The organism is Kitasatospora sp. NPDC004723, from assembly GCF_040609255.1.
Classification (GTDB): domain Bacteria; phylum Actinomycetota; class Actinomycetes; order Streptomycetales; family Streptomycetaceae; genus Kitasatospora.
Genome location: NZ_JBEXJT010000077.1, coordinates 1 through 22,866, shown reverse-complemented (window position 1 = coordinate 22,866; position 22,866 = coordinate 1). Strand labels below are relative to the sequence as shown.

At 75.2% G+C, this 22,866-nt stretch carries 19 protein-coding genes; 7 read left to right on the top strand and 12 right to left on the bottom strand.

Annotated elements, in window-relative coordinates:
• Window positions 1–65: 65 nt before the first annotated feature.
• The 7 genes from ABZW10_RS37725 to ABZW10_RS37695 all read right to left on the bottom strand — a co-directional run bounded on the left by ABZW10_RS37725 (window position 66) and on the right by ABZW10_RS37695 (window position 10,236).
• Window positions 66–617 (bottom strand): copper chaperone PCu(A)C, encoded by a 552-nt coding sequence (locus tag ABZW10_RS37725; RefSeq protein WP_355375921.1) that lies wholly within the window; start codon window positions 615–617, stop codon window positions 66–68.
• Window positions 614–2,989 (bottom strand): heavy metal translocating P-type ATPase, encoded by a 2,376-nt coding sequence (locus ABZW10_RS37720; protein ID WP_355375927.1) that lies wholly within the window; start codon window positions 2,987–2,989, stop codon window positions 614–616. Before ABZW10_RS37720 ends, ABZW10_RS37725 begins: the two co-directional genes overlap by 4 nt.
• A 5-nt stretch (window positions 2,990–2,994) precedes the next feature.
• A complete protein-coding gene (locus ABZW10_RS37715) occupies window positions 2,995–3,174 on the bottom strand; it encodes a hypothetical protein (protein ID WP_355375918.1) in 180 nt (59 codons plus the stop codon).
• Window positions 3,175–3,343: 169 nt separating this feature from the next.
• The gene (locus ABZW10_RS37710; RefSeq protein WP_355375924.1) at window positions 3,344–5,416 is read right to left on the bottom strand and encodes a TerD family protein; all 2,073 of its coding nucleotides are present in this window, start codon (window positions 5,414–5,416) and stop codon (window positions 3,344–3,346) included.
• Window positions 5,417–5,617: 201 nt separating this feature from the next.
• Window positions 5,618–7,987 (bottom strand): lamin tail domain-containing protein, encoded by a 2,370-nt coding sequence (locus ABZW10_RS37705; RefSeq protein ID WP_355375915.1) that lies wholly within the window; start codon window positions 7,985–7,987, stop codon window positions 5,618–5,620.
• A gap of 206 nt (window positions 7,988–8,193) precedes the next feature.
• Window positions 8,194–8,682, bottom strand: a complete 489-nt coding sequence (locus tag ABZW10_RS37700) for a PPOX class F420-dependent oxidoreductase (protein WP_355375912.1) — start codon at window positions 8,680–8,682, stop codon at window positions 8,194–8,196.
• A gap of 33 nt (window positions 8,683–8,715) precedes the next feature.
• Window positions 8,716–10,236, bottom strand: a complete 1,521-nt coding sequence (locus ABZW10_RS37695; protein ID WP_355375909.1) for a D-alanyl-D-alanine carboxypeptidase — start codon at window positions 10,234–10,236, stop codon at window positions 8,716–8,718.
• A 265-nt stretch (window positions 10,237–10,501) separates the two neighbouring features.
• Between ABZW10_RS37695 and ABZW10_RS37690 the strand changes: the two genes are divergently transcribed.
• From ABZW10_RS37690 to ABZW10_RS37680, 3 genes are all read left to right on the top strand, one after another.
• Window positions 10,502–11,809 (top strand): MFS transporter, encoded by a 1,308-nt coding sequence (locus ABZW10_RS37690; RefSeq protein ID WP_355375906.1) that lies wholly within the window; start codon window positions 10,502–10,504, stop codon window positions 11,807–11,809.
• A 10-nt stretch (window positions 11,810–11,819) separates the two neighbouring features.
• Window positions 11,820–12,038: a hypothetical protein gene (locus ABZW10_RS37685; protein WP_355375903.1), complete on the top strand. Its 219-nt coding sequence runs from the start codon at window positions 11,820–11,822 to the stop codon at window positions 12,036–12,038.
• A gap of 96 nt (window positions 12,039–12,134) precedes the next feature.
• The gene (locus ABZW10_RS37680) at window positions 12,135–13,130 is read left to right on the top strand and encodes an alpha/beta hydrolase (protein WP_355375900.1); all 996 of its coding nucleotides are present in this window, start codon (window positions 12,135–12,137) and stop codon (window positions 13,128–13,130) included.
• A gap of 102 nt (window positions 13,131–13,232) precedes the next feature.
• Here ABZW10_RS37680 and ABZW10_RS37675 read toward each other — a convergent pair whose 3' ends face one another.
• The 4 genes from ABZW10_RS37675 to ABZW10_RS37660 form a co-directional block, all read right to left on the bottom strand.
• Entirely contained in the window at window positions 13,233–13,694 is a 462-nt protein-coding gene (locus tag ABZW10_RS37675; RefSeq protein ID WP_355375898.1) for a hypothetical protein, read from the bottom strand.
• A 50-nt stretch (window positions 13,695–13,744) separates the two neighbouring features.
• A complete protein-coding gene (locus tag ABZW10_RS37670) occupies window positions 13,745–15,229 on the bottom strand; it encodes a VWA domain-containing protein (protein ID WP_355375895.1) in 1,485 nt (494 codons plus the stop codon).
• Window positions 15,226–16,098: a MoxR family ATPase gene (locus tag ABZW10_RS37665; protein WP_355375892.1), complete on the bottom strand. Its 873-nt coding sequence runs from the start codon at window positions 16,096–16,098 to the stop codon at window positions 15,226–15,228. Before ABZW10_RS37665 ends, ABZW10_RS37670 begins: the two co-directional genes overlap by 4 nt.
• 188 nt (window positions 16,099–16,286) lie before the next feature.
• Window positions 16,287–16,982, bottom strand: a complete 696-nt coding sequence (locus tag ABZW10_RS37660; RefSeq protein WP_355375889.1) for a Tat pathway signal sequence domain protein — start codon at window positions 16,980–16,982, stop codon at window positions 16,287–16,289.
• A 476-nt stretch (window positions 16,983–17,458) separates the two neighbouring features.
• Between ABZW10_RS37660 and ABZW10_RS37655 the strand changes: the two genes are divergently transcribed.
• The 4 genes from ABZW10_RS37655 (at window position 17,459) to ABZW10_RS37640 (ending at window position 21,275) form a co-directional block, all read left to right on the top strand.
• A complete protein-coding gene (locus ABZW10_RS37655) occupies window positions 17,459–18,169 on the top strand; it encodes a helix-turn-helix domain-containing protein (RefSeq protein WP_355375886.1) in 711 nt (236 codons plus the stop codon).
• A gap of 232 nt (window positions 18,170–18,401) precedes the next feature.
• The gene (locus ABZW10_RS37650; RefSeq protein WP_355375883.1) at window positions 18,402–19,055 is read left to right on the top strand and encodes a DUF6230 family protein; all 654 of its coding nucleotides are present in this window, start codon (window positions 18,402–18,404) and stop codon (window positions 19,053–19,055) included.
• Window positions 19,056–19,057: 2 nt separating this feature from the next.
• On the top strand, window positions 19,058–19,594 hold the full coding sequence (locus ABZW10_RS37645; protein WP_355375880.1) for a DUF6114 domain-containing protein: 537 nt from the start codon (window positions 19,058–19,060) through the stop codon (window positions 19,592–19,594).
• Window positions 19,595–19,961: 367 nt separating this feature from the next.
• Window positions 19,962–21,275 carry a globin domain-containing protein gene (locus ABZW10_RS37640; RefSeq protein WP_355375877.1) on the top strand — a complete coding sequence of 438 codons (1,314 nt, stop codon included), beginning with the start codon at window positions 19,962–19,964 and terminating at the stop codon, window positions 21,273–21,275.
• 39 nt (window positions 21,276–21,314) lie between these two features.
• On the opposite strand, the gene ABZW10_RS37635 is transcribed toward ABZW10_RS37640, so the two are convergent.
• Window positions 21,315–22,748 carry a selenium-binding protein SBP56-related protein gene (locus tag ABZW10_RS37635; protein WP_355375874.1) on the bottom strand — a complete coding sequence of 478 codons (1,434 nt, stop codon included), beginning with the start codon at window positions 22,746–22,748 and terminating at the stop codon, window positions 21,315–21,317.
• Window positions 22,749–22,866 lie beyond the last annotated feature (118 nt).

The following is a 22,866-nucleotide window of genomic DNA, read 5'->3' as shown; positions in this document are numbered from 1 at the left end:
GGGGGGGGGGGGGCCGGTCTGGCTGGCCCCGCGCCCCCGCCCGGGCCACCGGCCCGGCGGGCGGCTCAGCCGCTGCCGCGTCGCCCGCCGGGCGGCAGGACCTCCGCCTTGACCCGCAGCTGCGGGCTGTTGCGGAAGCTGAGGGTGAACTCCACCCACTGCCCGACCTTCAGCGGGGGTGGATTGGTGATCATCAGATCGGCGTCCTCCGGGGACATCGCCAGCTCTCCGCGCTCCGGCACCGGCAGGGTCGCGGCCGGCGCCCAGCGGCCCGAGGCGCCCTGGTGCAGATGCCGCTTCAGCGTCACCTTGCCGCCGAACTCCCAGCTCGCCGCGGTGAGTTCGTCGGGTATGTCGCCGGGGTTGCGGACCGTGAAGAAGGCGGCGGTGGCCGGTGCCCCGCCCGCCGAGGGCAGCAGCAGCCAGCCCGGCTCCACCTCGACCGGGCGGGCCGTGCCGGCCCCGCCGATCGCCGTCCACCCCGAGAGCAGCGCGAGCGCCACCGCGGCGGCGGCCACCGGCGGCCCGACCACCCGCAGCCGCTCGGCCGCACCCGACCGTCCCGCCGCCCGCAGCCGCTCCGACGTCCGCAGCCGCTCCGACGTCCGCCCGCTCACCACGCCGCACCCGCCGAACGCCGCGCCCGGGCCGGCCGCCGCGCCGCGCCCGCCGGGCCGCCGCCGGGACCGCCGTCACCCGCCCCGCCGCCGCGCCCGTCCGTGGCGCCCCGCCCGGGCCGCCACGTCCGCAGCCGCAGGCTGTTGCCCACCACCAGCAGGGAACTCAGCGACATCGCTACCGCCGCCAGCATCGGGTTCAGCAGCCCCACCGCCGCCAGCGGGATCAGCACCACGTTGTACCCGAACGCCCAGAGCAGGTTGACCCGGATCGTGGCCAGGGTGCGCCGGGCCAGCCGGACCGCGTCCACCACCGCCTCGATGTCCCCGCGCACCAGCGTCAGCCCGGCCGCGCCGATCGCCGCGTCACTGCCCGAGGCGAGCGCCACCCCGAGGTCCGCGGAGGCCAGCGCGACGGCGTCGTTGACACCGTCGCCGACCACCGCCGTGGTCCGCCCGGCGGCCCGCAGCTCCGCGACCACCTCGGCCTTGCGCTCCGGCGAGGCCGAGGCGTGCACCCGCTCGATGCCCAGCTCCGCCGCCACCGCCCGCGCCGCGCCCGGCCCGTCCCCGGTCAGCAGCACCGGCTCCAGGCCCATGCCGCGCAGCCGGTGCAGCGCGCGCCAGCTGCCCGAGCGCAGCGTGTCGCCGACCGCCAGGACGGCCACCGGCCGCCCGTCCAGCTCGACCACCACCGGCGTGCGGCCCGCCGCCGAGGCGTCCGCCAGCGCCCGCTCCAGCTCCTCCGGCAGCGGCCCGTCGGCGTCGTCCGGCCGGACCACCCGCACAGGGTGGCCCTCGACCTCGCCGGACACCCCGACTCCGGCGGTGGCCGCGAAACCGGCCACCGCCGGAAGGGGCTCGGAGCCGCACCGGGCCCGGGCCGCCCCCACGACGGCTCGCCCGATCGGGTGCTCCGAGCGGTGCTCGACGGCTCCCGCGAGCCGCAGCACCCGGTCCTCGTCGACCCCCGCGCCGACGGCCACGGCGACCGCCGCCAGCTCCATCCGGCCCGTGGTCAGCGTGCCCGTCTTGTCCAGCACCACGGTGTCGACCCGGCGCAGGCTCTCCAGCACCTCCGGGCCGCGCACCAGCACGCCCAGCTCGGCGCCGCGCCCGGTCGCCGCCAGCAGCGCGGTCGGCGTGGCCAGGCCCAACGCGCACGGGCAGGCCACCACCAGCACGGCGACCGCGGCCGTCACCGCCGCCTGCGGGTCGGCGCCCGCGCCCAGCCAGAAGCCCAGCACGCAGACCGCCACCGTCAGCACACAGGGCACGAACACCCCGGCGACCGTGTCCGCGAGCCGCTGCGCCCGTGCCTTGCCGGCCTGGGCGTCCGCCACCAGGGCGGTGATCCGGGCCAGTTGGGTGTCCGCGCCGACCGCCGTCGCCCGCACCACCAGCGCCCCGCCGACGTTCACCGTGGCGCCCGCGACCTGGTCGCCCGGCCCGACCTCCACCGGCACCGACTCGCCGGTCAGCAGGCTCAGGTCCAGCGCCGAACCGCCCTCCACGACCACTCCGTCGGTGGCCACCCGCTCGCCCGGCCGGACCACGAACTCCTGCCCGGGCAGCAGCCGTTCGATCGGCAGCAGCCGCTCCTCGCCGCTGCGCGGATCACGGACGCAGACCTCCTTCGCGCCCAGCTCGGCCAGCGCCCGCAGCGCCGAACCGCTGCGCCGCCGCACCCGGCCCTCCAGCAGCCGCCCGGCCAGGACGAACAGCGGCACCCCGACGGCCGCCTCCAGGTAGACGTGCGCGGTGCCGCCGCCGTCCGCGGTCAGCGAGAACGGCATCCGCATGCCGATCTCGCCCGCCCCGCCGAACAGCAGCGCGTACGCGGACCAGCCGAACGAGGCGACCACCCCGAGGCTCACCAGGGTGTCCATGGTCGCCGCGGCGTGCCGCAGGCCCTGCAGGGCCCGGCGGTGGAACGGGGCGGAACCCCAGCTCACCACCGGCAGCGCCAGCCCGAAGCAGACCCACTGCCAGGCCGGGAACTGCAGCGAGGGCACCATCGACAGCACCACCACCGGTACGGCCAGCAGGGCCGTCACCAGCAGCCGCCACCGGTCCCCGGCGTCCTCCGCCTCCGGACCGGACGGCGGCACCCCGTCGGGGACCGACTCGGCCGTGTACCCGGCCCGTTCGACCGCCGCGACCAGTTCGTCCAGGCCCACCGCGGCCGGGTGCAGCACCCGCGCCCGCCCGGTGGCCAGGTTCACCCCGGCGGTCACGCCCTCGATCCGGGCCAGCCGCTTCTCCACGCGGCTGACACAGGCGGCGCAGGTCATCCCGCCGACCGCCAGATCGGTGCTCACGAGGGCGCCGGTGTCCCCGCTGCCCGCCCCGCTCCCCGCGCTCTCCGTCACGGACGTCACCGGCCCGCTCCCATGTCGTGGCCCATCCCGGGTTTGGCGCCGCCTCCGCCGCCGGGCGTCAGCCCGGGCGTCACCGGCCCGGCCCCGCGCCCCACCGCGAAGGCCACCACGAACACCACCACCAGCAGCAGGGCGAACCCCGCCAGCACACTCAACGGCCGGCTACCCGGCGACATCCCACTCACCCCCCACCAGTCGTCCCACCGACCCGTGGAGTTCCCGAACACCCCTGTATGACCCGAATCACATACCCCCACCCCGTGCCCGTCGCGGACACGGCAAGGGCCGGGGCGGGCACGGTCTCCCGCACCCGCCCCGGCCCGCCGAGGTCCTCCGCCTACCGGCTCACTGCGCCCGCCGGCCGGCCCGCTGGTCGAGGTGGACCAGGACGCCCGAGTGGAACCGCTCGACGGCGGCGTCCACACTGCGGATGAACCCGCTCTCGGCGTTGCCCCGGGTGCTCCCCATGCTCTTGGACAGCGAGAGCCGGAAGCCGGTGATCCGCGAGGAGTCCTTCGGCAGCAGGTCGCCCGGCTCGGGCCGCAGCTTCTCCAGGGTGCCCCGGGGGCCGGCCGCCTCGCCGTCGGTGAGGGTCTCGACGTGCAGGTCGGCCGGGGCCTCGCCGAGCTGCCGGACCAGCCGCTTGACCCAGCTCAGCGGGTAGCCCTGCTCGGGGGCCGGGATCTCGGTCGAGGTCCGCAGCTTGCCGACCCGCAGGTCGGCCGCGATGGCGATGGTGCCGGCGGCACCATCGACCCGGATCTCCGCGTTCAGCCGGCCGTCCTCGCAGAGCCGGTCGGCCAGCGCCGCCCGCCGCGCCCCGGCGTCCTCGCCGCGCCGGGCCCGCTGGACGGGCAGCACCTTGACGCCGAGTTCGCCGCCGAGCTGGAAGCACACCTGGCGGATCAGCCGCTCCCAGCTCTCCACCACCTGGGTGGCGCGCTCGTCCCCGGCGGTGAGGGTCTCCTCGTCGATGGCCTTGCGGACCGGGACCCAGGCCGGGCCCATGTTCTGGAAGCCGTGGCAGCCCGAGTTCTCGTGCTGCAGGTAGTGCAGCAGCTCCTGGAGCAGCCAGGCGTGCGCGGGGTTTCCCACGCCCTCGTGCCGGATCAGCATCTTCGCCTGGTAGGCGACCTCGGCCCAGGAGAGGTGGCCGAGCAGCACCTTGTGCTTGCGCCGGCCGTCGATCTTGACCTGGACGAGCGGGCTCCCGTCGAGGGCCACGTCGTTGGAGACGGTGATGACGGCCTCGTAGCCGCGCCGGGCGGCGATGTCCATGTAGTCCTGGACCTGCTCGGTCTTCAGCGGGTTGCCGTTGGTCTTGCTCTCGACGAGCGCCGTCCAGAGCCGCCCGGCGCGCTCGACGCGGATCACGCCGTCGGGCCGCTTCGGCGTCTCCCCGTGCGGGAGCGAGACCTCGGTGAAGGTCTCGGTGCGGCCGGCGGGGGCGCCGAACGCGGCGGTGAGGCGACGGCCGAACTCCGGCACCTGGGCCATCACGGAGAGCAGGACGGAGGTGGCGCGGACCTCGCGCTCGCGGTCGCTCTTCAGCGAGGTGGCCGGGAAGAGCCGGGCGGTGCGCCAGGTGTCGTTCTCGGCGAGCGAGGGCTTGGCGGCCTTGGGGAGGGTGACCTTCTTCTTGGCCGTGCGCAGGCGCTTGGGGGCGGAGACGGGGGCGTCCTCGGCGGCCGGGGCGGGCCCGGTTTCGGGCGCGGGGGCGGGCGCGGGGGCCGGGGTGTCCAGCGGCGGCTTGGTCATCGGGGCGGCCCGGTCCTCGTCGGCCCGGCCGTCGTCGCTCCCGTTCCCGGGGGTCCCGGTCCCGACGGCTTCCGCCTCCGCAGCCTCCGCCTCGACGTCCGCGTTCTCGACGTCCTCGGTCTCGTCGTCCTCGATCTCGATGCCGAAGTCGGTGGCCAGCCCGGCGAGTCCGGTGTCGTAGCCCTGGCCGACGGCGCGGAACTTCCACTCCTGGTGGCGGCGGTAGATCTCGCCGAAGACGAAGGCGCTCTCCGTGTCGGCGTCGGTGATGGAGAAGCCCAGCAGCCGCTCGCCGCCGAGGTCGGCCAGTTCGAGCCGGAGGTCGTCCAGTTGACCGAAGGGCGCGCGGTTGGGCCGGCTCGCGGCGATCACCAGGCGCTCGATGTCGGCGGGCACGGCGGTGAGGTCCAGCTGGATGCGGTCCTCGGTACCGGTCTCGGTCGGGCTCTGGCCGAGCAGCTCGACGCTGCCGTCCTCGGCGGTGGGGCTGTTGTAGAAGAAGAAGTCGGCGTTGCCCCGGACCTTGCCGTCGGCGGTCAGGAGGAGCACCGAGACGTCCGCGTCCCCGTCGCCCCCGGGGCTGCTCCACCCCAGGATCACCGTGACGGCGTCGGTGCTCTCGCTCAGCGTCGCGAGTCCGACGTTGGCGCCCTTGACCATTTCCTGCACGAATGTCCCCCAGAGGAACGGGCCGTGCCGTCGGCGTCGGCGCAGCCGCGATGTGTGGTGACCTGATGGTGTGATCGGATTGCGATGAGATTGTACGCAAGCAATCGGACCGTTCCGGCCTCGGGGTACGGCGCTGCCCCGGCGTCGGGGAGGTGACGCCGGGGCAGCGGATCGGTGGAACCGGGGGAGGCGCTACGGCAGCGGGATGCGGACGACCTGCGGGTCGTGGTCGCTCAGCTGGGTGGCGAACTCGCTGTTGAGGTGCACGATGTCGTAGCTGTACGCCTTCGCCGCGAGGGCGGGCGAGATGAGGATGTGGTCCAGCACCTGGGAGTTGCCCTCGTAGACGTAGGTGTAGCGCTCGGCGAGGGGGAGGGTGCGGGGGAGGTCGACCAGCGAGCCGCCCGCGGTGAGCAGGTCGGCGGTCTGGGAGAACTCGAAGTCGTTGAGGTCGCCGAGGACGATGACCGCGGCGTTCGGGTCGACCGCGAGGATCTGGTCGGTGAACGACTTCACCACGGTGGCCTGCGCGTGCCGCTGGGTCTCGGAGGGGCGCGACGGCTGCTGGTAGCGGCCGAAGAGGGGCTGGTCGCCGCCCTTGGAGTTGAAGTGGTTGGCGATCACGAAGACCGGGCGGCCGTTCCAGCGGAACTCGCCCGCGAGCGGCTTGCGGCTGGAGTTGAAGGCCGAGTTGGTCGGGTCGATCCGGCCGGGGGAGTAGGCGAGGGCGGGCGTACCGGCGTTGTTGACGATCGAGTCGGCCGTGGTGGAGCCGGCGCCGGGGCGGTCGGTGAAGCTCAGGCCGCGGTCGGTGCGGTAGAGGAAGACCTGGCGGATGTTGCCGCCGGGCTGACCGCCGTCCTGGTCGTTCACCGGGTTGATCTGACGGTACGAGTAGGCCGGGCCGCCGGCCGCGCTGATCGCGGCGACCAGCTTGGCCACGGTCTGGTCGGCGGCGACCACGCCGTCGTCGGTCGCGCCGGAGTTGTCCTGGATCTCCTCCAGGGCGACCAGGTCGGGCGAGCGGAGGTTGTTGACGACAGCTGCGGCGAGGCCGTCGAACTTGCTCTGCGGGTCGCTCGGCGCGAGGTTCTCGACGTTGAAGGTCGCCGTGGCGAGCTCGCCGGCGGCCGGGGCGGCGGTGGTCTCGGCCGTCAGACCGCCGGAGGCGACCGTCGGGGTCGCGGTGACCAGCAGCTTGAAGTTGCCGAAGGAGTAGTCGAGCACGCCGACGGTGGCGCCGGAGAGGGTGTCGCCCACGTTGGCGGCCGGCGTAGGGGCGAGCACGTCGTCCAGCAGCACCCGCTCGGGGTTGCCGTCGGTGGCCTGCAGCAGGATGCCGCCGCGGTTGGTGCGGGTGGTCGAGCCCTGCGGGACGACCGGGATCTCGCCGAAGGAGCTGGTCGGGCCGACCACGGCGGCGTCGTTCAGCTGGACCCGCATGCCCTCCAGGGACTCCCAGAAGTCCAGGCCGTCGGTGGCCGGCTGGAAGCCGCCGGCGGTTTCGACGTCGCCCGTGGTGACGCTGGAGATCACCGACGCGGGCGGGATCCGGCCGCCCGCGCCGACCACGGTGGCGGCGGGCAGCGCGACGTTGTGCGCGAGCACGCTGGTGGTGGGCGCGGTGAGCTCGGTGACGGTGAGGTTGGTGGTGCCGCCGGTGCCGCCCGGGCGGTACTCGCTCACCGTGCCGCCGACCTTGACCGAGTCGCCGACGGCCACGCCGGGCGCGCCCGCGGTGTAGACGTAGACCGCCTCGCTGGTGGCCGGGTCGGCGTCGGGCTGCGGGTCCTGGAACCAGTAGCCGCTCGGGCCGACCGCCGTGACGACACCGGGGACGGCGCTGACCGCCTGGCCGGCCAGCGGGGAGGTGCGGGCGGCGCCCTGGATGTCGTGGATGCGGGCGCCGCCGCCCGTCCCGCCGCCGGTGGAGGAGGAGTTGCGCGGGGTGGGTGCGGTGACGGCGAAGTCGGCCGCGTTGTTGTCGGTGTCGGTGGTGCCGCCGCCCGCCCGCAGCGCGGCGGTGGCGTTGGCGAGGTTGCCGGTCGGCGAGCCCTCGGCCGAGCTCGCGGTCGTGCCGTAGCCGACGAAGTCCTTCACCCCGGCCTGGGTGGCGCAGCCGGTGGAACAGGTCAGCGCGGTGGAGTTGGTGACCAGCGCGACCTTGCCGGCGTTGGCGCCCATGGCGATCGTGCCGGTGGCGTCGGGTGCCGGCAGCGCGGCCCCGGTCCCGGCGCCGGCCGCCTCCTGCACCAGGTAGTACTTGCCGGGGGCGATGGTGCCCGACAGCGTGGTCTTCGCCCAGGACGAGCCGGCGGCCGAGGCGTACTGGACGGTCCAGCCGGTGACCGGGACCGGCGCGGTGCCGCGGTTGTACAGCTCGATGAAGTCATTGGCGTACGGGGCACCGGAGTTGCCGCCACCGCCGTACACCTGGCTGATCACGATGTCCGGCGACACCGCGTTCGCGGTGCCGGCCGGCAGGGCCGTGAGTGCTCCCACGACGGCGGCGGCCGATGCCACCGCCAGTGCACGGAGCCGGACTCGATCGGTTCGCCGCATGGGGCGTCCTCCTGACGCGCGAACGGTTGTTGGTGGGGCGCTGTGTGTTGTAGCAGCGTCACCGTTGCCATACCGCGCGCTCTGGCGGACGGCCAGGCGTACAACGGAAGAACGTTTTGGCTGACATGTACCGGACGGGGCGAGTGCGGTGGGTGTGCCAGGAGTGACGGGTGCGGACGGCCCCGCGGCCGTCAGCCGTCGGCGGATCAGCCTTCGGCGGGCCGGTCGTCGGTGGGCCGGTCGTCGGTGGGTCGGTCCTCGGCGGGCCGGTCGTCGGTGAGGGTGAGCCGGATGCCGACGGTGCCGTGATCGCCGCGCCGCAGCCGGCTGCCGAACAGGGTGACAACACCGACCAGGCCGTACTTCTGCCGCAGCAGCGTCCGGTAGGCGGCGGTGCGCTCGGGCCCGAGGATCTCGGCGGTGGCCGGGACGGAATCGCCGGTCGGATTGCCGCGCACGTCGCAGGGCCCGACCAGGACGTCCGGGCGGTTGCGGATCCGCTTGACCTTCCAGGAGTCGGCGACGGTCCAGATGCCGAGCGCCTCGCCGTCGCGAACCACCCACACCGGCGTCGGCACCGCGGTGCCGTCCTTCTTGAAGGTGGTGACCAGCAGATAGCTGCCGGCGGAGAGGCTGACGAGGCGTTCGAGCCGCTTCTGCCGGTGCGGGTCGGGGTGGGGGGTGGCGGCGCTCATGCCGGGCATTCTAGGGCGCGGACCGGGGCCTGCTCACGATGGCCGTCGGGAGGTGCCCGAGGCGAGCCGGGTCCGGGCGGAGCGGGCCAGGATCCGGGCGCGGCGGGCCAGCCGGCGGCGGCCCCCGGCGCCCACCGCCGTGGACCCGCCCACCGCGGTGGCACCGAGCCGGCCGGCGGCGCCGCGCCGGGGGGCGGTGCCGTACCGGGCTGCGCTGCCGTACGGGGCGGCGGCGACATGCGGGGCGTACGGCGGCCGCGGGGGCACGACGGGAGCACCGAGCGGCACCGGGGGCCGGACGGCCCCGGCGGTCCGCGCGTGCGGCCGCCGGCGGACGCGGATCCGGGCCGCCGCCCAGAGCGCCAGTGCCCCGCAGAGGACCGCCGCCGTCCACCCCGCCGGGCCCAGCGCGTGATCGGCCGCCCGGACGGCCTGCGGCAGCACCGCGGTGGCCGGCTCCTCGGTCGCCACGGCCGGGGCGGACCCGCCGGTCTCCTGCTCCTCGTCCACCAGGGTGCCGACCGGTTCGACCTTCCCGGCCGCCGCGAAGCCCCAGTCCAGCAGCGCCGCCGCCTCGTCGTACACCTTGGACTGCTGCTCCGGGTGCATCACGGTCACCAGCAGCGTCCGGCCGCCGCGTTCGGCCGCGCCGGTGAAGGTGGCGCCCGCGTTGGTGGTGTAACCGTTCTTCACCCCGATCAGCCCGGGGTACTTGCCCAGCAGCCGGTCGGTGTTGGCGATGTCGAAGGCGGTCCGCTGCCCGGTCGTCAGGTCGAGCCCGCCGGGGAACAACGCGGTGCGGGTCGCGCAGTAGCCGCGGAAGTCCGGGTTGCGCAGCCCGGCCCGGGCGAACAGCGTCAGGTCGTACGCCGAGGAGACCTGGCCGTCCTGGTCGTAGCCGTCCGGGGAGACCACCCTGGTGTCCCGGGCCTGCAGGGCGATCGCCCGCTCCTGCATCTGCGTGACCGTGCGCGCCAGCCCGCCGTTCATGTGCGAGAGGACGTGCACGGCGTCGTTGCCGGAGGCGAGGAAGACCCCGCGCCAGAGGTCCTCGACGCGGTAGGACAGGTTCTCCTTGATCCCGACCAGGCTGCTGCCGGACCCCACCCCGGCCAGCTCGGCCGAGGTCACCCGGTGCTCCAGGGAGCGGTCGAACTTGGGCATCACGGTGTCCGCGAACAGCATCTTGAGCGTGCTGGCGGGCGGCAGCGGGAGGTGCGCGTCGCGGGCCGCCAGCACCTCGCCGGTCGCGGCGTCGGCGACCAGCCAGGAGCGTCCGGTCAGCCCGGCGGGCAGCTCCGGAGCCCCGGGGCGGGGCGCCAGCTGGACGGTCGGGCGCCCCAGCCGCTCGCCGCCGATCACCGACGCCGCGTCCTGCGCCGCTCGGGGAACGCCCGCGGGAGCGGGAGCGGGGGCGGGGGAAGGCGCGGGGGAGGGGGCAGGCGTGGCGGCGGCGGGCGCACCGGCCGCGAGGAGCAGTGCCGCGACCGCGCCGGCCGCCGCCGGTCTCCCGGCCCGGGTGCGCCTGCTGACGTGGGGTGGCCTCTGCTGCACACGGCGAACGTACCCGGGCGACCGCCGCCCCGCCCGGCCCGCTGCTCCGTCCGGGCCCCGCCCGCCGCCCGGTCCTCGGGCCCCGCTCCGTCGGACCGGGCTGGTACGGTACGGGCCATGTTCGTTCCCTGTGTGTAGCCGGCCCCGTCGCGACCGCGCCCCGACCGCACCGCCGTCGGCGCGGTCCTCCGGTGTCCCCGCACACCTCCGGCGCGCCGCCGGGCGTTCCCCGCCCGCCGCCCGGTTCTCACCGAGGAACGTTCCCATGCCCTCCTCCGCCTCCGCGCCTTCGCGCGCCCGCTCCGCGCGCCCCGGCTACCGCGCCGTGCTCCGCGCCCCGCACGCCGGCCGCACCTTCGGCGCGGCGCTGCTCGGCCGCCTGTCCTACGGCGTGGTCCCGCTCGCCCTGCTGCTCGCCGTCCGCGACGCCACCGGCTCCTACTCCGCCGCGGGTGCGGCGATGGCCCTGTTCGGCCTCGCCAGCGTCCTCCTCTCCCCGGTCAGGGCCGCACTGGTCGACCGCCACGGCCCCCGGCGGGCGCTGCCGCCGATGGCCGTGCTGTACAGCGCGCTGCTGCTCGCCGTGGCCGCCGCCACCGCGCGGCCCGGCACCGCACCGGCGGCGCTCGCGGCGCTGGTCGTCGCCGCGGGGGCCTGCACCCCGCCGCTCGGCCCGGTGATGCGCACGCTCTGGCGCCGGCTGCTGCCCGACCCGGACCTGCTCCGGCGCGCCTACAGCCTCGACGGGGTCGCCGAGGAACTGCTCTTCGTCAGCGGACCGCTGCTGGTCGGCCTGCTGCTGCCGCTGGTCGGCCCCGCCGGCGCCGTCGTCGCGGGCGCCGCCCTGCTGCTCACCGGAGCCCTGCTGCTGGTCGCCTCGCCGCTCGCGGCGCCGCACCCCCGGGGCGGCGATCGGGAGGAGCGGCAGGCCGGTGCGGACGGGGCGGCCGGCGGTGGGCGAGGGCGGCGCGCCGGGCGGCTCGGCGGCGGGCGGGCGCTGCGCAGCGCTGTGCTCGCGGCGGCCGTGACCGGGCTGGCGCTGGGCGCGCTGGACCTCATGGTGGTCGCCTTCGCCGAGCAGCAGGGGCGGCCGGAGGCGGTGGGCTGGGTGCTGGCCGCGCTCTCGGTGGGCAGTGCGGTCGGCGGCCTCGGGCTCGGCGCGCTGGACCGTCCGCTGCCGAACGCCGTCCGGCTGCCGCTGTTCACGGCCGGTCTCGGCGTGGCGCTGGCCGCCGCCGGGCTCGCGCCCAACCTGCTGCTGCTCGGCGCGGCCGTCGCGCTCGCCGGGCTCTTCGTCTCGCCCGCCCTCACCACCTCCTACCTGGTGGCGGACGAGGCGGTCGCCCCCGACGCCCGCACCCGCGCCGGTGCCTGGGTGAACACCGCCGTCAACGCCGGGTCGGCCACCGGCGGCGCGACCGTGGGCCTGCTGGTCGGCCACCTGCCGCTGCCGCTCTGCTTCGCTCTCGCCGCCGCCCCGGCGCTCGCCGCCGTGCCCGCGCTCCGCACGCGCGACTTTGGTGGAGCCCGGTCGCGCCGAAAGTCGGATCCCGCCCCGGACCCGGCTCCCTAACGTCGTGACCATGAAGAACTTCCTCGGCTTCGTGAGCTTCGTCCTGGTCGTCGGCGGGATCAGCGGCCTGCTGGCCGACCACCTGTGGGGCCTGCGGGTGTTCGGCTTCGTCCGCTTCCTGGTTCCCGCCGACCACCAGACAGAGGGTTACTTTGTGATGATCGGTCTTGGTGTTCTGCTCGCCCTCGGCACCGCCCTGCTGGACCGCCTGGGCGACGGCCGCGACTGAGCCCCGGCCCGCGTGGCCCCGGCGGACCGGGGAGGGAACGAACGGTCGGGCGTGGCCCGTTCGACGGGTTGACGAGTCGTCGACAAGGAGGCCGGCATGACCAAACAGGCATACGGACGGATCGCGCACCGTCACGTCGAGGCGAACGGCGTCCGGCTGCACGTCGCCGAGCAGGGGGAGGGGCCGCTGGTCCTGCTGCTGCACGGCTTCCCGGAGAGCTGGTACGCCTGGCGGCACCAGTTCGCGCCGCTCGCCGAGGCCGGCTACCGGGTGGTCGCCGTCGACCAGCGCGGCTACGCCCGCAGCGAGCAGCCCGAGCGGGTCGACGCCTACACCTTGCTGCACCTGGTCGGCGACGTCACCGCGCTGATCCGCGCGCTCGGCGAGGAGCGGGCGGTGCTGGTCGGCCACGACTGGGGCGCCCCGGTCGCCTGGACCACCGCGACCCTCCGTCCCGACCTGGTGCGCGGCGTGGCCGGGCTCAGCGTCCCGCCGCTGCCGACCCTCGGCCCGCCGCCGCTGGAGCAGGCCAGGGAGCGGTTCGGCGAGGGCTTCTACCAGGTCTACTTCCAGCGCCCCGGCGTCGCCGACGCCGAACTCCTCCGGGACCCGCACGCGACCTTCCGCCGGCTGTTCCACACCGGCTCGGGCGACCGCCCGCGCGGCGAGGGCTCGCAGGCCTGGGTGGTCGGCGAGGGCCAGACCCTGCTGGACGGTCTCGTCGAGCCGGAGAAGCTGCCCGACTGGCTGTCCGAGGCGGACGTCGAGGCCTTCGTCGCCGACTACGCCGAGCACGGCGAGCGGGCCTTCACCGGCGGCCTCAACTGGTACCGCAACATCGACCGGAACAACGAGCTGCTCGCCGGGCTCGCCGGGCTGCCCGTGGAGGTCCCCGCCCTCTATGTGAAGGGGGACCGGGACATGGTCACCTCCCAGATCCCGGAGGAGGCGATGGACCTGCTGCTGCAGCACCTGGCGCCCAAGCTGCACCGGCACGTGACCCTCCCGGGGGTCGGGCACTGGACGCAGCAGGAGAGCCCGGCCGAGGTCACCGCCGCGCTGCTGGACTTCCTGCGGCACCTGGACGGCTGAGGCCCACCCGGTGGCCGGGGGCCGGTCCTCGCGGTCCCCCGCCCACCCCGTCCATCCCGCTCACCCCCCCGTCTGTCCCGTCCGGGCGGGCCGGGGGCTTCCTCAGCCCTTCGCCGGCCGTTCGTCGAGCACCTCGGAGAATCGGGTGCGGTAGACGCCGTGGACGATGGTGCCGGGGGACTGGTAGCCCCGGTGCTCCGGGTTCGTGACCTCCTCGTCCCACGGTACGACCTGCCCGGCGGACGGCGGAACACGGCCCAGGTACAGCTGCGCGGCCTCCTCCAGCGACCGTTCCCCCGCGAGCACCGACTCCCAGAACCCGCGGCCCTGACCGACGATCCACAGGCACAGGTCCTCGGTGTCGTCCTCGGACCAGCCGAACCCGTCGACCCGCACGCCGTCCGAGAAGTCGGCCAGCGCGTCCGCGGCGGCCTCGAACGCGAGCGCGAAGGCTTCGAGGACCTCCCGGGGCCGGGACTCCAGCCACGATTCCAGAGCGGACAGCCGCGGTCGGGTCGCTTCCAGGGCCGCCCAGAACCAGTCGGGAACTTCGTCCGGTGCCATGGCGGCTCCCTCGTCGAATGCGGTGACGGCTGCGGTCGGCACGCGGGCGCTCAGACCGGGAGGAGGCGGGCGATGAACTCGCCCAGCCGGCGGGCGTTGCGGCAGCAGTGCATCTCGACGACCCCGGCGTAGACGGGGGCGGCCGAGTCGCCGGTGCCCCAGAGTGCGGGCTGTTCCGGATTGAGCCAGTGGACCCGGTGGGCGCGGGCGGCGATGAGCCCGAGGGCGGGCAGGTCGGGATCCCGGTGGTTGTTGCGGGCGTCGCCGAGGATCAGCACGCTGGTCCGCGGGCCCACGGCGTCCAGGTGCCGGTCGGCGAACTCGCGCAGCGCCGAGCCGTAGTCGCTGTTGCCGTGGTAGCCCGTCACCTTGGCCTCGGTGAGGATCCGCCGGGCCAGGGCGGCCGGGTCGCCGCCACCGCGGGTGAGCAGGTCCGTCACCTCGGCGGTGCGGTTGACGAAGGCGAACACCCGGATCCTGCTGAACTGGTCGCGCATCGCCTGGACCAGCAGCAGGGTGAAGTCGGAGAAGCCCGCCACCGAGCCGGACACGTCGCAGAGCAGGACGAGCTCGGGCCGGGCCGGGCGGCGCAGCCGGTGGGCCGGGCGCAGCGGGACACCGCCGGTGGACAGCGAGCGGCGCAGGGTGCGGCGCAGGTCGATGTGCCCGCGTGCGGCCCGGCGTCGGCGCGCGGCCAGCCGGGTGGCCAGCTTCCGGGCCAACGGGTGCACGGTGCGCCGGAGTTCGGCGAGCTGGTCGCGGCCGGCCGCGAGGAAGTCGATCCGGTCGAGGCTGGGCGCGACGGCGCGTTCGGCGATGTGCTCGGTGCCGCGCACCTCGGCCGCCCGCCGTCGGGCCTCGGTGGCGACCATGGCGCGGAAGTCCTGGACGCGGCGGCGGATCTCGTCCGGGAGGAGGTGGTCGTCGAGACCGTCGGTGCCGCCGGCACCCGCGCGCAGCGCCGCCAGCACCCTGGCCAGCAGGGTCTCGGGGGCGAGCCGGCCGAGGGTCTGGTGGGCCGACCAGCCGTCACTGCCGGGCCGGCCGGAACCGCCGGCGGTGCCGTACCGGCCGAACGCGGCCACCGCCTCGCCCGCCAGCCGGGCCTGGGCTGCCCAGTCGTCGGCGGCGAGGGCGGCCGCGAGCCGCTCCCTGAGGTCCTCGCGCAGCGCGGCGGGGTCCAGGGCCGTCGGGTCCGGGGCCGTCGGGTCGGCCGGGGCCGGGTCGGCGGCCCGGCGGACGGCCTCCGGATCGCCGACGCCGAGCGGGAAGAAGAGGTCGAAGGCGGCGTCGAAGACCGCGCGCTGCCCGTCCGAGCGGAGCAGGGCGGCGGCCAGCCCGGCCCTGACCTGCTCACGGTCGGCGAGGCCGAGGACGTCCAGGACGGCGGCGGCGTCGACCGTCTCGGCGGGCCCGATCCGCAGGCCGTGGGTGCGCAGCGCACGCACGAAGCCGGTCAGCCGGGCGGCGAGGTCGGCGGTCGGGGCGCCGGGGGCCGCCGCGGCGCCGTCGCCGGCCTGCGCGGGGACGGTCATGCGAGGGTGAGCTTCTGCGCGGCCTTCAGCACGTCGTCCTGGTGCTTGAGCACCACCCCGAGGGTGGCGCGCACGACCGTTTCGTCGAGGGTGTCGGCGCCGAGGGCCAGCAGGGTGCGGGCCCAGTCGACCGTCTCGGCCACCGAGGGGGCCTTGCGCAGCTCCATCGCCCGCAGCGCGCCGACCACCCGGACCAGCGACTCGGCCAGCGCCGCGTCCAGGCCGGGGACCCGCTGCCGGACGATCCGGCGCTCCAGCTCCGCCTCCGGGTAGCCGAGGTGGAGGAACAGGCAGCGACGGCGCAGTGCCTCGGAGAGCTCCCGGGTGGCATTGGAGGTGAGCAGGACGAACGGGCGGCGGCTCGCCGTGATGGTGCCCAGCTCGGGCACGGTGACCTGGAAGTCGCCGAGCACCTCGAGCAGCAGGGCCTCGACCTCGACGTCGGCCTTGTCCATCTCGTCGATGAGCAGCACGGTCGGCTCGTCGCCGCGGATGGCGGTCAGCAGCGGCCGGGTGAGCAGGAACTCCTCGCCGAAGATGTCGGTGCGGGCCGCGTCCCAGCCCTCGTCGCGCCCGGCGGTGATCCGCAGCAACTGCTTGGCGTGGTTCCACTCGTAGAGGGCGCGGGCCTCGTCGATGCCCTCGTAGCACTGGAGCCGGACCAGCCGGGCGCGGCCGGTGGCGGCGACGGCCTTGGCCAGCTCGGTCTTGCCGACGCCGGCCGGTCCCTCGACGAGCAGCGGCTTGCCGAGCCGGTCGGCGAGGAAGACGGCGGTCGCCACCTCGGTGGAGGCGAGGTAGCCCGCCTCGGCCAGCCGGGCGGCCGTATCGGCCACCGACTCGAAGAACCGCGTGCCCTCGGCGCCCATGCGTGCCCCACATCCCCGTCGTCCGGTGTCCGTGGGCAGCACCCTACCGGTGGGTCACTTCGCTGTCCCGGGCATCCTCGGACGCGGCGGCGCACGGCGCGGTACGGCGGGGTCCGGCCGGCACGCATGGCGCCCGGTCGGCGGCACGGGGCCGCCGGCCGGGCGCGGTCACCGGCGCCGCGGGGGTGTCAGTTGACGAAGACGGCCGGGCTCCCGGGCACCGAGATGTCGCGGACCGGGCCGTAGGTCGAGGTGAAGTAGCCGGTCGCGAAGCAGGTGCTCGGGCCGGAGGACTTCGGCAGCGGCTGGCTGACGAAGCTGATGGTCTGGCCGACGTTGTTGGTGCTGCCGGTGAGGCCGGAGGCGCTCTGGTAGACGCAGGTGATGGGGCCGAGGACGGTGTTGAGCACCACGGTCGTCTGCACCGGTCCGCCGCCGGAGCCCGTGTTGAGCCAGACCGGGTAGCCCGTGGCGTCGCTGACCGAGTTGGTGTAGGCGAGGTTGTTGACGGTGATGCTCTTCACCCCGGTCACGCCGACCACGTTCGCGGTGCAGTTGCTGAAGGTCTGGGTGTTGAGGGACTCGGTGGCCGTGCCCGGGGCGGCGGGGTTGCTGAGGACGGTCGCGGAGAACGAGGAGGTGGCGCACTTGATGCCGCTCGTTCCGGTGGCGCTGGAGAAGAAGTTGGCGGTGGTGCCGCTCACCAGGTCGGCGGTCAGCACATCGCCGACGGAGACGTTCGGTCCGGCGAGCGCGGTGTGGGTGAGCACGGCGACGGGGGCGGCGGCCGGGGCGTCGGCGGCCTGGGCGGGGGCGACGGTGCCGGCGGCCAGCATCGCGGCGGCGGCGAGGGCTGCGGTTCCGAGGGTACGGCGGATGCGCATGAGGGTGTGCCTCTCCGGGCGAGTCGGGTGGGGGCCGTGCGGTCGGCGGGGGTGCGCGCGGCGGTGTCGGCCGCGGCGTGACCGCGACGGGGTGGTGCGGGGTGGGGCGCCGCGGACGGCGACTCGGCGGGCCCGGCGCCACGGGCCCGCCCGTACGGGCGGCGGTACCGGCGGCACGACGCTGTGCGGCGGGTACGGCACGGCCGGGATCGACCGCTCACGGCCGGCCGGGGCCGGCCGCGGTCGAGTACGGCTGAGTACGGCGGGATGGTGCGGAGACGGAGCGGGGGTGGGGCGGGAAGGTGCGTTCGGTGCGGGGTGCACGTCGGCGGCTGCCACCGCCGGGCATGCGTTCGCCATACTGAGCAGTCGGAACGCGTGCGGGCTTCCGGCGGCGTCCGCCGCGAATTGGAAACCCGCCAGTGTTGTAAACCGGACGTCGCGTCAGTGTCAAGAAGAAGCACAGGAGTTGGCGGATGAGACCGGAAACCCGTCGGAACGCCGAAACCGCCCTGCTGCCCGGCGCTCGCACCGGTCGCGACCCGGCCCGGTCGATCAAACGCGGCCCGAGCCGGCTGCCACCGGGGGTGGTCGCCGCGACCCAGCGCGAGCGGCTGCTCGACGGCCTGGTGCTCACCGTGGCGCAGCACGGCTACCAGCGTGCCACGGTCAGCGACATCTGCCGCGCGGCCGGGGTGACCAGGCCGGTCTTCTACGAGCTGTTCACCGGCAAGGAGGACGCCTTCCTGGCCGCCCACCGCTACGGCACCGGGGTGGTGATCCGGCGGATGGCGGCGGCCTTCGCGGCGGCGCCGGACTGGTGCACCGGGATCCGTGACTCGCTGCGGGCGATGCTCGGGCTGCTGGCCGGGGTGCCGGCCTTCGCGACCATGGCGGTGATCGAGCTGGACGCGGTCGGCCCGGCCGGGCGCCGGGAGCGCGATCAACTCCTCACCCGGTTCCGGGCGTTCTTCGCCGAGGTGCCCGAACTCCCGGCCGGGGTGGCGGCGGAGGCGATGGTCGACGCGGTGGTCGGTGGCGTCTACTGCGCCCTGCAGCGCCGCATCGGTGCCGGTCGCACCGCCGAACTCCCGGACCTGCTGCCGACCTTGAGCCTGTTCTGCCTGGCCTCCTTCCTCGGGCCGGCCGAGGCCGCGCGCCGCCTGGAGCTGGAGGTCATGCCGTAGGGCCTGCCTCTCGGGGAGGGCGGGCCGCCGCGCGGGAGAAGCGGACGATGATCCTTCGTGCACCCGTATTGACCTCCTCAATACCGGGCAGTAGCTTCCCAGTTACCCCTTGCGGCCCGACCGGTCCGCCCCGCTGCCGAGGGGCGGTCCCTCCCGGTCGTGCCGCAGAACGCTGTCCGCGCCAGGGCAACGTGCCAGTGACTGCCCGTCCCCACCACCCGAGGGAGCACACATGGCCACGTCCGAGGACGCAGCCCCGAGCACCGAGAGCACCACCGCGGCGGCGCCCGCGCAGCGCAGAGGCCGGGTCCGGCTGAAGCGCACCGCGCTGATGGCCGTGCCGGCCGTCGCGGCCGGCGCCGTGCTGATGACCCTGACCGCGCAGGGCGTGCTCGCCGCGCAGTTCGAGATCTCCGGCATGGCGTTCACCGTCACCGCCGACAGCCTGGACGGCAAGGGATTCGAGCAGTTCGGCAGCCTGGACCGCATGATCGAGAACAGCCCCAACGCCGGGGACACCGGCGGGCAGGTGCTGGTCGCGGTCTCCGCGATCAAGGAGGCCTCGCTCACCAAGCTCTGCCAGAGCGTCGAACTCGGCGGCATCAACCTGCTGATCAAGGCCGGCGACGCCGGGACGCCGGTGACCGCCACCGACCTCACCACCGACTCCGACCTGCTCACCGGTGACGCCGAGTTCACCAACATCGAGATCGGCGGCGACGCGAGCACCTTCACCAAGGCCGGCGTCAGGGGCCTGCCCGGCGTCTTCGGGCAGCAGGCCGACACCGTCAAGATCAAGAACCTGCGGCAGCACAACTACGCCACCACCGCCGGTGCCTTCAAACTGCCCAACCTGCGGCTGAGCTTCAGTTCCGAGGGCTGCTGACGGTGGCCGAACCCGAGCCGACGCCCGAGCCCGAGGCCGTGCCCGAGGTCGTCCCCGTGCCCGAGCCACCGGCCCGGGCCGAGGTCCAGGCCGGCGTCCAGACCCAGGCCGGGCCGGCCACCGTCGCCCGGACCCGCCCCGCCTGGCGCGGCTGGCGGGGCCGGCGGCCGTTCTGGGGCGGAGTGCTGATCCTGTCCGGCGGCGCGGAGATCCTCTTCACCCTGCGCGCCCCGCTGCCCGTCGTCCTGCACATCGGGCTCCAGGGGCTGTCCGGCTACCTCGTCCCGACGGTGATGGTCCTCTGCGGTCTGCTGGTCCTGTTCAACCCGGCCCAGCGGCTGTTCTACTCGGTCCTCGCCGTGCTGGCGTCGCTCGGCAGCTGGCTCACCTCCAACCTGGGGGGCTTCCTGATCGGCATGCTCTGCGGCGTGATCGGCAGCTGCCTCACCTTCGGCTGGCTCCCCGACCAGCCCCCGCGCCGCCGCCTGCTGCGCCGGGGCCAGAGCGGCAGGAAGGCCGCCGACCCGGCCGGCGTCTGAGGCGGTCGCGGCCGGCGCCGACGCAGACCCCGCGTCCGGCGCCGCCGCGACCGGCCCGCTCCCGCGCCGGCCCGACGGGGCCCGGGAGCGGCGCCCCGCCCCCGGCGACGGGAGAGCGCCGGGGACGGGGCGCCGTGCCACCTGCCGGTTCGTCGACAGGTCGGTGGTCCTCTTCATGGGACGCGACCCGGTCCGGTGGTCCCGGTCGACCAGGGACCACCGGCCCTGTCCGGACCGGCGCACGGGGCCGTTTACTGGGCCTGTCCACGGTTTGGCCACCCCCTGCCCGGAACCGGGCCGGCGGCTGTCCGAACGGTGAACAGCCGCCGTCGGGACGGTGTCTGACAGGTGATTAGGCTTCGCTTCCATGGACCTGGACACCACCACCAGCACCGCCGAGTACGACCGGTTGATCGCGCGCCACCACGCCATGCGCCTGCGCCGGCAGATCCTGGCGCCGGCGCCGTCCTTCGCCGCAGCGCCGGCCGGCCCGGGCGGCGCGCCCGACGGCGGCCCCCGTCCCGAGGCCCGCCAGGGCGCCGACGGGTACGCCAGGGGCCACGACGGCGCGGCCGACCAGCGGCTGATCCTCGGCAGCCTCGGTCTGGTCGCCCCGTTCGCCGACCTGATCGACCGCCTCTACACGTTCATGTTCCGCCGCCGCCCCTTCCTGCGCGCGCTGTTCCCGGAGTCCATGGAGTTCCAGCAGGTCCACCTGGAGCGGATGTTCGAGTACCTGATCGAGCATCTGCACGACCCCGACCGGCTCTCCGCCACGCTCGCCCAGCTCGGCCGCGACCACCGCAAGCTGGGCGTCCGTCCGGTCCACTACGAGGCCTTCGAGGAGGCGCTCTGCGAGGCGCTCCGGTACCGGGCCGGCGCGGGGTGGAGCGCCGAGCCGGAGGACGCCTGGGTGCGCATGCTGCGCTTCGCCGTCCGGTCGATGGTGGCGGGCGCGGAGTCGGCGCTCACCGAGCCCCCGTACTGGCACGCCACGGTCGTCGGCCACGAGCGACGCCGCGCCGACCTCGCGGTGCTGCGGGTGCGCACCGGTGAGCCGTACCCCTACCGGGCCGGGCAGTACGGGAGCGTCGAGCACCCGGCGCTGCCGCACACCTGGCGGCAGTACTCGATGGGCTGCGCGCCGCGCGCCGACAACGAGCTGGAGTTCCACGTCCGCCGCACCGGGCCGGGCGGGGTGAGCGCGGCGCTGGTCGAGCACACCGCGGTCGGCGACCGGCTGCGGCTCGGCCCGCCGCGCGGCACGCTGATGCCGCAGGACGACACCCGGGACCTCCTGCTGGTCGCCGGAGGCACCGGGCTCGCCCCGATGAAGGCGATCGTCGAGGAGCTGGTGGAGCACCGCCCGCGCGGCCGCCGGGTCCACCTGTTCGTCGGGGCCCGGGCCCGGGCCGACCTCTACGACTGGTCGGCCCTCGCCGAACTCGGTGGCCGCAAGCCCTGGTTGGAGCTGATCCCGGTCGCCGACGACGCCGCCGACGGCCCCTCGGGCCCGGGCGGCCGGCTGGCCGAGGCGGTCAGCCGGGCCGGCGACTGGTCCCAGCACCTGGCCTGCGTCAGCGGCCCGGCGGGCCTGGTCGACGAGGTCCGCACCCGGCTGGTCGCCTCCGGCCTGCCGTCCACCCGGATCCACCACGACCCGGTGCTCAGCCGCCTCTGAGCGCGCCACCGGGCCGGTGCCCCGGAACCCGCCGGCCGCCTACCGGTAGCAGTAGGAGTCCGAGGACGCGTCCCCGCCCGCCAGGTGCGTCTGGTGCACCCGCAGCCCGCGGAACTCCTCGCCGTGCGGGAAGAACCGCGGATCCACGGCGAGCCCGCCCCGCTCCGGGTCGGCGTCCAGCTTGACGATCCACGGCTCGATGCCGTCCGGGTAGAACTGGTCGTCCCACGACCCGTACAGCGAGTTGGTGAGGTACACCCGCCGTCCGTCCCGGCTGATCTCGACCATCTGCGGCGCGCCGCTCAACGGGCGGTCCGGCTCGGCCGGGTGGGGGGTGCGGGCGGTCACCCCGCCGAGCCGCACGGAGGCGGTCAGGCGGGGGTGGAACGGGTCCGCCACGTCGTACTGCAGCAGCTCGCCGGTGCCCCAGGCGGAGACGTACAGCCAGCGGTCGTCGACCGACAGGTTGATGTCGGTGACCAGCGGCGGCACCGCGCCGAACGGCTGCAGGACCGGCGGCAGGTCCTCGGCCTTGGCCGGCTCGGCGGGGATCTCGATCACCTTGCGCGCGGTGAACGCCGCGCCGTCCCGGTACCAGAGCCAGACCGAGGCCGAGAGGTCCTCGACGTTGGTGACCACCCCGGCGAACCCCCACTCGGCCTGCGGGTCGTGGGCCGGGCGCAGCTCCAGCACCATCTGGTACTGGTCGCCCAGGTCGACGCGCTGCAGGTGCCGCCCGGAGTCCAGCTCCCAGAAGTGCAGCGCGTGCCCGTACTTGCGGCCCAGCAGCAGCTCCGGCACCACCCCGTCCTCGACCATCCACGGCGTGCCCCACTCACTGGTGACGCCCACGTTGGTGCCCAGGTGCCACCACACGTCGTAGGCGAAGTTCTGCGGGCCGCGCTCGGTCTCCCAGGGACGCAGCACGTCGAAGGTGGTGTGGTCGAGCAGCGCGACCCCGCCGGGGCCGTCGCCGCCGGCCGCCGCGCCCAGGCAGGACAGGAAGACGCCGTCCGGCCCGCAGTGCAGGGTGTGCGGGCGCGAGTAGCCGGCTCTGGCCGCCAGCTCCTCCGGGGTCACCGTCTTCACCAGCGCCGGGCGCACCGGGTCCGGCCGGGTGTCCAGGACGTGCAGCCGTGAGGAGCGCAGGCCCGGCAGCAGCAGGTAGCGCCGCTCGGCGTCGTGGTGGCCGGCGTGCGCGAGCGCGCTGGAGCAGGCGTTCCAGCCGAAGTGGTGCAGCTCGTCGCCGACCCCGGGCATGTCGGTGAAGTTGAGCACACGCCCGTAGCTCGCCGACTCCGGATCGGTGTCGACGGTGATCAGCGCGTCCGGCCGCTGCGCCGACCGGTCGAAGCCCGCCACGTAGGCGAGCTTCTCCGGTGGCGCGGCGATCGCCTCGGCGGGCGTGCGGTACAGGGAGGGATCGCTGTGGCCGGAGTGCCGGTCGTCCTGCGGGCCGTGTCCATGCGGCATGCTGGCTCCTCAACTCGCCTGTTCGGCAAGGGAAGTGACAGGGGCCCGGGTAGCCTTCCACAGACTCGCGGGCGCACAGCAGGCGCACGGGGAGCGGGCGGGGGGCCGGGGGCGGGGG